This window comes from Moraxella sp. 179-F 1C4 NHS, assembly GCF_045370505.1.
Classification (GTDB): Bacteria; Pseudomonadota; Gammaproteobacteria; order Pseudomonadales; family Moraxellaceae; genus Faucicola; species Faucicola tetraodonis.
Window position 1 is genome coordinate 1 of sequence record NZ_JBIQEC010000038.1, and the last position, 11,609, is coordinate 11,609.

The following is an 11,609-nucleotide window of genomic DNA, read 5'->3' on the forward strand; positions in this document are numbered from 1 at the left end:
TGCCATAGATTTTCCAGCCGTTTTTCTTTATACTAAAGCCAAGACAGCTTGGGCATCTGATTGTAATTTGTGTCTTCGTAACCTCAAATTAGCATCTTTTTCTCAAGCTGTCTTTTTTATTTACACCTCAGCATACTTTTCAAACCAGTACCAAATTGGGGAGTATATGCCGTATTTGGTGAGGGCGGGGTTTGAAAAAACGTATTAGCTTTATGCCACTGCTATAATGAATAAATTAGATTTTTAACCCAAGAACCCAGTTTTTTAATACCTGTAAAATAACATCTTGATGGATAAACTCCTGCTCAAGTCGTCGCTTGTCAATATCTTGCTGCTGAATAAACGCAAACAACTCGGCTTCGTCAATGGTTAAAAATTTGGGTGCTACTTGATTAAAAACAGGCTCGGCAACGCGTTTATGATCATGGCTTCCTAGCGTATGTTTATCCATCATTAATGACTCAACATGAGCACAGCATTTACGGGCATAAGAGAGCATTGCTAGCCCTTCTGAGTCAATATCACCCCAATAGCCCACTTTTTTATGCTTCAGCCATTGTGCTTTTAACCATGTTAGGTTCTTTCCACCGCCAGCGACAGCAATCGTATTGGCTAAATTTGGTAGCATAAAACAAGGTGTTTCGTTTTCGATGATTAAGATATTATCTGCAGGTAATTCGAAGTTTAATAACGTTTGAGAAGATAGTTTTAAAATAGGTAAATTCGCCAAAGCCAATTTTGATGCATCGCATAGTGGTCGGATAAATAGCCAATCTTTTGGTTTACTTTCACAGCCGAGCCAATCTAATAATTCAAGCTGGTTGTTTTCATCAATGGTATCTAAAGCAATAGCTTTGTCGGTTTGGTGCAGGCTTTGCACTAAAATCTCAATTGTTCTAAAATTATTTTCTATAAACTTAGTGTCAATACCTGCGACGTTTACCGCTCTAAGGTAATTGCCCTTTCCCATCCCTTCGTATAATTGTGGCATCAAGATGACTAGATTGGCAATTTGTTCATTAGATAAACGTTCAATCATATCTAAGTGATTAATTAAACTATCAAAAATCCTTTTTTGTGTGTCTGGATTTGGGCTAAGTTGAACTAGACTTTTAAATTTAAATTGCAAACTATCAAGGCGTTCAATCGCCACTTTGCCCAAAATTTCAGCAAGCGTATTAAGGTCATGGATAATTAACTTTACTGGAATAGATTGCTCACCAAGAAAACCTAAATTTTTAGTTTCTAATTGGATATGGCTATTTGGATGCTGAGTTTCGAAAATCTGCCACGCTTTAACAAAAGCTTGAAAATGTAGCGTGTTTTGAGCGGCTACTTTACCAGAACTTGGGGGTTTAAGTGTTATTTCAATAGCATTTTCTTGGGAGATCCCATGGTTCAGCAGTTGTTTAAATCTGCCTAAATTTTGCCAGTAACGCTGATTAAGTTCTTTGAGAACATCATTAGGCAGCTTGCCCCACGTAGTTTGAATTTGATTCATACCATGTTCCTATGTTTCAACATGGGTAATTTGAATGTTCATTTCAGCTAGCTGTTCATTCAGATGACTTGTTTGCTGTTGCGCTTTTTGTTTATCGTAGTCTTGCCAAGTCACTTCGGTAAGCCTGCTTTCATGGTCATTGATGTTGCGCTCACAGATAATCAGGCTATTGGCAGCTTCACGGGCTAGGTTAAGGTTTTTGTAAGGGGTTATTAAGTTGATATGGATATTGAGTTCTTTAAATACTTTCAGCACACGGCGACTGACCGATTCCTGGGTGTTGGAGAAAGCTTCATCTAAAAATACAGTACTGTAAATCGGCTTATCGCCTCCTGTTGGCGTAAGTACATAGGCAAGACTTGCAGCAACAATAATACCTGCGAACGATTCTTTTTCTCCCCCTGATTTACCGCTTGATGAGCTTAATATATCTATCACGATATCATCACCTGTTTCAGAATCTATTTTAAACTCTTCAGCATTAAAACTCATTTGGTAACGTGGGTCGAGCAGTCTTAAGCTTTCAAGGTTACTTGCTGTAGTGCCATTAGCGGCTTTATCAAGTACCGCGTTGATATCACTAAGCAGCTTAAAGCGTTTTTCATGTTCTTCTGTGGTCATGAGTTCCATGAGCATGGCAAGCTGTTTATTAAATTCGACTACATTGACAATGCGTTCTGGCTTGATTTTTAGGCGTAAAAATGTACCTTGGCGAAATTCGGTTTTTTGAAGTACCAGATTGACTTGCTCAATACCTTGTTTGATTTGTTCTAACTCACTATTCATTTTGGTCTTAAAGTTCGCCAACGATTGGGTGAGATTATTATTCATACGGCTTTTAAATTTTGTCGTAAGTTTTGCAAGCCCTTCTTGTATTAGATGGTCATAATGGGCAAGAAAATCTGGCATACCTTGCTCAGTTGCTGACCAATCTGACGTGATAGGTTGCCATTTTTCGTTGCCTTTAAAATTACCCATAATACCAATCGCTGACTTACTGTCTCGACTGATACGATTACTAGCACTTTCAATGTCTTCATTAAGGCGAGTTTTTAATACATCGGCATTGTGAGCGAGTTGTTTAAATTTTTTATCCAGTTGCTCTATGATGGCTTCGCTCATCGGGTGGTTGGCTAAGATATCGTTTTGGGTGATTTTAAGCTGATGGCTTTTTAATTCTTGAGATTTCGCCCCTTCTTTGCGATTAAGTTTAATTAGCTGGCTTTGTAACTCGTTAAGATTTTGTTCAGCTTGTTGATATAGTTGTTTTGCTTTGGCAATATCGCCTTGGGCATTTTCAAGCGTGGCAAGTTCTTGCTGTTGGTAATCGAGTTGGGTTTGCCAAAACGGTGCATTGATATCATCCCAGTTGGTTTCAAGTAATTTGTGCCAACGATTTTTTAATATTTCTATGTTGGTCATGGCTTGGCGAGCTTGTGCGAGTATTTTTCCTTGTTCGACAAGTTGAGTTTTGAACGTTTGTTGTTGAGCAAGCAGTGAGTTTAATAAGGATTGGTTATTAAAGCCCAATTGCCATTCACGTCTGTCATCGATTTTATGCGTATCTTTTTTCTCAAAACGCCCCCATTCTCGATGAATCAATCCTGTAATCGTCATAGAAAAAGGTGTATTATCCAGTTGCTCGCTATCATCGACACAGGTTAAATCATATTTTTTTAAAAACCCCTTAAGCCAATCACGGTAAGGATGTTCTCGCCATTTAAGTTTTCGCAAAAACCCATTCGCTGAAAATTCAGTCGCTGTGGCGCTGGTATTCTCAACCACTTGCACTCGTAAATGTAACCCAGTGTGCCGTTGCGTGTTGATGTAGCTAGTGACAGCTGGATAATCCTGTTTACTCACAAGTAAAGTTGTTTTGAGACCCCCTAAAGCGCGCTCGATTGCCCCTTGCCAAGCGGTTTGGCTATCCTCAATATCCAACATTTCACCGATAAATTTGGTATTTTGTGATAGATTTAATTCTTGGCAAAGGGCATCTCGCCAATGTTGTAAACGTAATGGAATATTGGAGTCTGGGCGTTGTCGAATTTGCTCTATTTCACTTTCTACACTGCATAGATCTTGTTGCGTTTGACTAAATTTACCTGTTGCTAAACCAAAGTTATTTTGTGCAGTGGTGTATTGCTCGCCTAAAATCGCTTGATTATTAGTTGCTTGCTGTTGATGTTGTATAAAGGTGGTTCGCGTTAAGTTTGTTGTGATATCCAAAACTTCACAAAGCTGTTGATAGGCAGACGCATTTTTGCTAGTACGGCGTAATCCATCTTGGGTATAGTTAATATCTTTTTGTAACGATTCAATGCGATTACCGCCAAGTTTCATGTATTCATCACGGTAAGTTTCGGCAGTTTGTCTGGTTTGCTCAAGTTGTGTTTGTTTATCAAGAATGGCAGTTTCAATAGTTCGATAATCCGTTTCTAGCACTGCAAGCTCTTTTGCAAGGGCGTGTTGTTCGATTTTGGCAAGATAAATGGGAATAGCGTCTTTTAAAACTTCAAGTTCGCTAAGTTGCTGTTTGGCTTCTTCCATTCTTTTGGCGAGTATCGGTAGTTGTTCAAGCCGTTGAACTTGTTCTTGGGCATCGACTAATATATCGTGTTCTTTCTTTAAATCTTGAAACTCTTTGACAATAGCTTGAGCATCTTCTCGTAAGTTACTCGGCTCAAGTACAAGGGTACGGATAAGGTCGGTTAAGTTATCGATTTTTTTAAGCCCTAATGCTCGAGAAAGCAAAGCTGGGGCATTTTTGTTGTTTAAGTGCAAAACTTCTTGATACAGTTTTTGATACTCATCAAAGGTTGTCATATGCTTGATATGCTGACTCTCCAGCCATGTTTTAAACGTGCGGTCATATTTCTCATCAAACTCTGCCAGTACCGTTTTTAGCTTTACATCGCGATTGGCAACCAAATACAGGCGTTTGATATCACTGGCACTGGTCGCTGTGCTATCTGCCCAAAATAGCGCTATTAGAGTAATATCATTACCATTATCTTGGCGATAATAAGCTCGTAAGCCTGTGACGACTTTTTGACTGCGTTTGGATTTGGTGGCGGTGGTTGTCCCATCATGTTCTTGACCATAACTACCACGCATATAAGATAGAATGGTACGATCTGCCTTGTCGTTTTGAGCGGCGGCGATGTTGAAATTGGCTCTACTAGGTGGCATTAGTAGAGCCATTAGTCCATCAACCAGCGTGGATTTTCCTGCACCGTTATCTCCTGTAATCAATGTGCCATTTGGGTCGATATGAGCAGTATGCAGGTCTGCAAAGGAGCCCCAATTAAATAGCGAAATTTCTCGTAGTTTTATTTGTCCGTTATCGGATTGATTAAGTAGCGTGGCTTCCATGACATATCTCTTTTTACTTATAAGATTTATTTCTAGTGCTGTGTTAATATTAAAATAGGCTGTCCTGCTGTCCGAATAGTTGCGTGTCCCCTGCTGTATTTTTTGTTGGCAAGTTAAGTTCTACTACTGTGTCATTTTTCACTTGATTAGTGACAGCATTGCTCGACTGTTCTAGATTGTGTTCTTCATCGTCATACTTGTCTGGCATCTCACCAAGCAATGCGATGTATTCATTGAGCATGGCTTGTAATAGGCTTGCATTGACGACATAACGTATCATAGGTGTGATCTCATAGCGTTCAACGTTGCCCCGTTTGAGAGTAACCAATTTATGATTTTTAGCAAAATGCTCCAGTCTCGCTGAGAGTTTTTTCTTATCTTTTGAACCGTGGTCGGTGAGTGGCAAAAATGGCGACATTAAACTTTCTAGTTTTTCGATATCGATGATGATTTCAGTCTCGCCCAAGTTTTGGCGTTCTTGATAGTACTTACGCAAATTGAGCAATAAAAGCGTGTCATATACGTTGAGCGTACGTTTTTGAATCATGGACGTAATATCTTCGCCATCCAGTTCAGCTTGCTCGGTGTCATTTTCGAAATTATCTAGCCCTGTAAGCTGTTCATGGTTTTCTGCGACAAAATCCGCTCTCGCTACGAAAGCAACTCCGCTATGTTCATCAATAATTAAGCTACAATAGATCTCGGATAAATGACGGCGAATACTGGTTTGATGACGCACAATATTGTCAAATAATTGCGGTTTGGCACTGTGCAGTATCACGCCTTGCTGAGATAAATAAATCAACGCTCGGCGTGCGTCAGCTGGCATGTCACTCTCAGTAATAGCGGTCGATTGAGCATCTGATCGCGCATCGAATGACCCATTTTCATCCATCTTTTGTGTGTTCAGTTTTTGCCTATCGCTACCATGATCAATATTTTGGCTTAATACTCTCGAAGCCTTTGAATCATTTTGCTGTTGGGTGTCAAAACAGGTCGAATTATCGGTGCTAGTTACCATGTTAAAAAAGCTGTTTGTCATTATTTTTCCAGATTTATTCGCTGTAAGAGATTTTTATAACGCTAACGCCATCGGATTATCGATAAAATCTTGAGGGAAATGCTCAGTTGTCAAAATTAGCTTAGGTATAGTTGCTTGTAGCTGATTACCAAATTTATCATTGACCAAAATCAACTCTGTTTGTCCGATGTCGGTGGCTTTGACAGCTTTTGCAATACGGATGAACGCGACCAATTCCTCAAGTCCTGCTTGAATTGGCATATAGTTATTGATACTCGCTATGCTCATCGCACCGTATTGATCTAAGGTGTAATAGATTTTTTTGGCGACTTCAACGACCTGGACGGTTTCTAAATTTTCTAACGTTTTTTGGCTTAGGGTGTGATTGTTTTCATGCTCTTGAATGTCGCTTAAATCAAGTTTTTCTTCAGCAATTCTGAGCCGTATACTATCAGGCGATGAATACGGCATTTTGCCGACTTTAATTGTTAGATTCAGGTATTTATCAATAATTTTTGGCGTGTCTTTAAAGGCAATTGCCCGTTTTTCAAGTTGACTAATTAGCCTATCAACTGCATGATTCTCGCTCATTGCGCCACTTTCAATGTAAGACTTTAACTGTTCTTCAGTACGTCGTCTGATACGAAATACTCTATCACTTTCTCGTGTTAGCTCTGAAATAATGGTGCTCAAAAACTGGTGGTGATGTGGGGCAAGTTGGTTTTTATCAGTGGTTTTGAGCACACTTCGCATCTGCTCGGTAAACTCGGTTAAGCGATTGTCATCGGATAACAAATGAAAAAATCCATCAAATGCACTACCCGCATCAGTTTTGGCAAGTAAGTCTTCTTGTTCAAATACTTTTTGCAGTAACTCGCCTTTACTCAAGTTATCATCAATCATTTGTACGCGTAAGGTCTTATCCATTTTGCGGATTTCTTCTTCAAGTAGCCGAAAATCCCCTGTTAAACTGTACGCAAGGTTATAAATTTCTCGAATTCGTTCCTTTTTCTCATAGTCATTGAGATAGACCATTTTACCTACATTTAAGTCATTGATTTGGCTTTCTAACTGGGCTTTTTGTTTCTCTAAAATAGCGATACGCTCGGCCGTATTTTCACTCATCATCACCGCCAAATCTCGAACCGACTCTTGGACAATCCGCAGATGCGATGCAGATGTACTGATAATCCGCTCATCAAAACTTTGGCAAAACCGTAATACCCTATCAGTAGCGTCAGTGACTGTCAGGCGGTTATCCATTTCTCTAAGCCAACCTTTTTTTATCCAATCATTCAGATAGGTCATTGCGTTAGATTCGGTTTGCCAACTGCCATCAAGCCGTGCTTCATCCAAAGCATTATCGAGCAATATTCTAGCTTGCCCATAACTAATTTCATTGTCGGTCTCAAAAGCAGTAGCAATAAAAGCTAAAATAAATGGGGCATTATCGGCTCGCAGTAGTCGCCATGCAGCCGACTCTCGAAAGTGACGTTGGTAATTTGCCGATTTTGCCATAAAGCTCATGATGATGCCTTTTTTAGTCAATGTTGTTTGGGCTTATGCGATACGCCCTCTGTCTATTTTATCCCTACGATTTGCATTAAGCTGTCAAAGCTATTAACTACTTCATAGCTAACTGGCATTTTTTCAACTGCCGCCAAGGTATCCACTTGTTCAAGCTCGCTATTGTTCCCTTGTGTCTGTTGCAGTTTGGCAAAAAACGCTTTGGCACTGGCGATTTTTTGTTTTTCGGTCTCTCTCAAGTCTATTTCGCTGGTAGAGCCTTTGGTCTCTGCGACAAAATAGACATGACGCACCTTGTCTTGATTAAAGGCAATCGCCCAGTCAGGGTTATAACCGCCAAATGGCGTGGGGATGACAAAGTTTTTGGGCAGTTTGGCATACACTACGACTTCATTGATGTGCTGCTCTAGCTCTGCCAAGAATTTGCGTTCAACATCCGAGTCTGTTTCCACATACTCCCAGACATGACGGTTGGCTTTAATTGCGGTATCTGACAAAGGAATATTACTTACAAAGATATCGTTACTATCGTATCGCTCTTGGGTAAGCTCATAGGCGATGTTTTGTACAATTAGTTTGGCTTGTTGCTCGTTGATGATACGGCTGACTTCGCTGATAAAGGCTTCTGGGTTATGTTTAAACTGTGAAAACACCGCTGAGTTTATTTTACTCAATACAGCAACGACAGTACGACGGGTCAGATTGGTACGGCTTGCCACTTGCCCGATAAGGTCATAGCGAATCGGCGTTTGTACATTTACACTGTATTGCTCACGGTTTGACTGCACTTGCCCAAAGCTGTCACCTTGTCTGAGTGTGTCGTAATCTAGACTATCTTTTTGCTCAGATGTTTTGACGGTATAGGTGAGTGACTGGACAAAGTTGTTGTTACGCTCACGGCTAACTTTATCAATTTCGCTGATACTCTCAGCAATTAATTTTTCGCTATCAAGCTGGATTTGATAAATCGATTTTTGGTTGATGCGTCGCCATAGGGCTTGGAATTCTTTACGGTTTAGATTGTCTGGGTTGATGATATTTTTGGGTTTATTACCGTTGTTAAACATGCTATCAAAGGCGTTGGGATTAACAACGCTGCCAATTAACTTATGAACGGAATTTTCAAATGGTTTTAATTCTTCTGGTAATTCTGGCAATTTGCCGTTTTCTTTATCTTGATGATAGCTTTCTGACAGATTACCTGCTTTATCCGTGTAACCATGAGAACGTAAATAGAAGAAAATTTCATTAGCTGTATCTGCATCAACGACCATTTGCCCACCCAGTTCACTCACCAAGGTTTTACCCGTAAAGTACTGTGGATTTGCTTTGCTCGGGCGAGTTGCAAGATTTTCGAGCATTTCTTTTTGTAGATTACCGACAAATTCAGCATAGCTTTCATTGGTAATCACGGTTAGGTTATTCAGCCGATGTATTTCACCGAGTGGCAGATAGCCACTGTCCATGCGTGTGCCATGTCTATCGACTGCAAGTCGCAAGCCACGTCCCACTTCTTGACGGCGAGAGATGACGTTATCCGAGTGCTTGAGCGTACAGATGACAAAGACATTGGGGTTGTCCCAGCCTTCACGCAAGGCAGAATGCGAAAAGATAAAACGCACATTTTTACGAGCGATTTGTTCGTCACTATCGAGCCGTTCGGGGAAGGCAAGCAAGGATTCTTTATCCTTCAAAATCAAATCATAGGCATCGATATCATCAGCGACCAGCACTTTTTCGCCCAGTTCTTCGTCTTTAACGCTTTTGACATTGGGATCGACCATGTGGCGTTTTTTATCAAGGCTAAAATAGCCGTTATGCGTACCTTGAGCAGTGATGGTTTTAAGATAGTCCTGGTATGGGTCATTTGTTAGGTTTAAATCAATGCGTTTGCCTACTTCTTCGCTGTAAGTCTGTTCGAAGATATCAGCATATTCGCCATTCACCGCATTGCCGTCCATGTCGTACTGGCGGTATTTGGCGACTTCGTCAATAAAGAATAAACTTAAAACTTTAATGCCTTTGTGAAACAAGCGTTGTTCGATATCCAAGTGCGAACGGATGGTTTCACGGATTTGGATACGGCGTAAATCTTTATCGTCGCCATCGCCTTTATTACTGCTACCTTGCCCGATGTGTAGCACAATGCCATTGGCAAATTCGATACTGTCAGCGGTGATTTGGGTGACGGTATAGCGGTCTTTGTATTGTTCGGCTTCTTTGGATACCACAAATAAGTCATCGCCTTTTGCAATATTCCGGATTTCACGTCGAAACTCGCCTTTGGTTGATTTGATTTCTAGCTCTAGCCGTGCAACGGGCGCTTTGCTTGAGACAACCACGTCTTGTAAGTACAGATAGCCATTTGTGCCCGTCAAGCCTTTGACTTCAATGCCTTTAACGGTGATTTTTTTGACCAGTTTTTGGTTATAGGCATCCAGTGCGTCAAGGCGATACACTAGGTTATAGTCACGCTTGTGGGTGGCGGAATAGCGTAGGATAAATAACGGGTTAAAGTTGGCAAGGCTTTGTAAGGTCTTGTCCGCTCCCATTTTTTGCGGTTCGTCTAAAATAATGATTGGGTTGTTTCTTTTAATGATATTGATAGGAATTCTGGACTGAAATTCATCCAAACCTTCCATTATTGGATTGCCAGCTTTATCCAAAACGGGTTCACCATTTTTGGTTTTTACTTGCCCGTAAATTTTTCTTGCATCTTTGCCTGTGGCATTAAACGCTTGTACATTAATAATCATGATATTAATGCCACCATCATTACTAAATTCTTGTAATTTATGCAAATTTTTGGAATCGTAGATAAAGGCTCTTGGTTTTTTGCCATATTCTGCCAGTAGGTCGTCCGCCATCATGCTAATGCTTTTGTTCACGCCTTCCCGAATGGCAATACTAGGCACGACGATAATAAATTTTGACCAGCCGTATTGTTTGTTCATCTCAAATATGGTGCGTAAATAGGTGTAGGTTTTGCCCGTGCCTGTTTCCATTTCAATGTTGAGATTGAGCGGGCTTTGGGTCAGGCTGTCGCCTTTTTTGTTGTCAGCTGTGACAAGCTCGGTGGATTTTGGTAATTGTCTATTGGCTTGCACCGTTTGGATGTTTTTAAGAATTTCATTCAAGTCAAATAACGGCGTATTGGCAAAGCCGATATTTTCATCGTCTAACATATCATAGGTTTGTAAGGCAGAATTTTGCAATATATCAGTTTCGCCAAAATCTAGCCCTGCCTGTTGTGTCACGCGTTTGGGGGTTGGCTGTATGCCCCTATCGAGTGTATAGCGGGTTTGCCCGATAAGCTGCTGTTGTCCACGGAACACATCGACGACGGCTTGTACGGCATCGAGTTGGTAGGTTAAGGGTTTAAAGGTAATTTTCATGTTTTTCTCCTTTTTCCCTTAGATAAAGCGTACATCGGTATGCGGTGATAGTTGTTTAAAGCGTTCTTTGATGTTGGTTTTGTCGCTGTCGGTGGCGATGGCGCGTTCGCTGGTGATGAATTTGAGTGGATTGAGTGCGGCAATGTCATTGACCATGGTTGCGTCGATGTAGTCTAGGCTGGCAATCAGTGAGTTACCGCCCACTTGGTAGATGGTGTGTCCGCCTGATTTGCTGGGAAGCTGTGTACGTTCGATAGGCAAGGATAACGGCACGCCTGTGTCTAGCATAAACTGAAATAGTAAATCTTCGTCGCTGCGGTCTTCTTTGATGTTGTTTTCGAGTGTAGCGAGTAGGTCTTGGTTGTAGTCTTGGGGGCGGTAGTAGATGTCGTTCATGTTGGTGGTGTCGATTTTTAGCACTCGAAAGCCTGTGTCAAGATTGCTTAAATCTTTATCGGTGTTGTCTTGGCGAATTTTTGCCCCTGCTCGGCGGATGCGTTCTTTGGATATTTCGGCGATGGTTGGGTAGCCTGCTTTATGGGCTTCGGATTTTGAATCCGTTGCCTCTGGGATTTGTACCATGATGAATTTGCGGTTGCCCCCGTCTTCGGCGTTGAGTTGCATAACCGCATGAGCGGTTGTTGATGACCCTGCGAAAAAATCTAATACTATTTCTGGTTTTTCGATAACTGTTCCAGCTTGAACGAATTGTTTAATTAACCTGAATTCGACATAAGAAAGGATAAAAAAAAGAAGCCCAACATGCTAAAGTAAGTTCACCACAAACACC

7 protein-coding genes are annotated in these 11,609 nt (G+C 41.0%); 1 reads left to right on the plus strand and 6 read right to left on the minus strand.

The features are described from left to right. The coding region (locus ACH0AB_RS11250) for a hypothetical protein (RefSeq protein ID WP_406878204.1) at positions 1 to 208 on the plus strand (208 nt) is incomplete at its 5' end. Positions 209 to 235: 27 nt separating this feature from the next. On the opposite strand, the gene ACH0AB_RS11255 is transcribed toward ACH0AB_RS11250, so the two are convergent. Genes ACH0AB_RS11255 through ACH0AB_RS11280 form a run of 6 tightly spaced genes read right to left on the minus strand, consistent with a single transcriptional unit; the run spans position 236 to position 11,443 of the window. Beyond that, entirely contained in the window at positions 236 to 1,501 is a 1,266-nt protein-coding gene (locus ACH0AB_RS11255) for a Wadjet anti-phage system protein JetD domain-containing protein (RefSeq protein WP_312540115.1), read from the minus strand. A gap of 9 nt (positions 1,502 to 1,510) precedes the next feature. Further along, the gene (locus ACH0AB_RS11260; RefSeq protein ID WP_406878205.1) at positions 1,511 to 4,876 is read right to left on the minus strand and encodes an ATP-binding protein; all 3,366 of its coding nucleotides are present in this window, start codon (positions 4,874 to 4,876) and stop codon (positions 1,511 to 1,513) included. A gap of 49 nt (positions 4,877 to 4,925) precedes the next feature. Continuing rightward, a complete protein-coding gene (locus ACH0AB_RS11265; protein WP_406878206.1) occupies positions 4,926 to 5,918 on the minus strand; it encodes a DUF4194 domain-containing protein in 993 nt (330 codons plus the stop codon). A 33-nt stretch (positions 5,919 to 5,951) separates the two neighbouring features. Next, positions 5,952 to 7,424 (minus strand): DUF3375 domain-containing protein, encoded by a 1,473-nt coding sequence (locus ACH0AB_RS11270; protein WP_406878207.1) that lies wholly within the window; start codon positions 7,422 to 7,424, stop codon positions 5,952 to 5,954. Positions 7,425 to 7,477: 53 nt separating this feature from the next. Beyond that, positions 7,478 to 10,819, minus strand: coding sequence for a restriction endonuclease (locus ACH0AB_RS11275; protein WP_406878208.1), 3,342 nt, complete (start codon positions 10,817 to 10,819; stop codon positions 7,478 to 7,480). An 18-nt stretch (positions 10,820 to 10,837) separates the two neighbouring features. After that, positions 10,838 to 11,443 carry a hypothetical protein gene (locus ACH0AB_RS11280; RefSeq protein WP_406878209.1) on the minus strand — a complete coding sequence of 202 codons (606 nt, stop codon included), beginning with the start codon at positions 11,441 to 11,443 and terminating at the stop codon, positions 10,838 to 10,840. Positions 11,444 to 11,609: the final 166 nt, after the last annotated feature.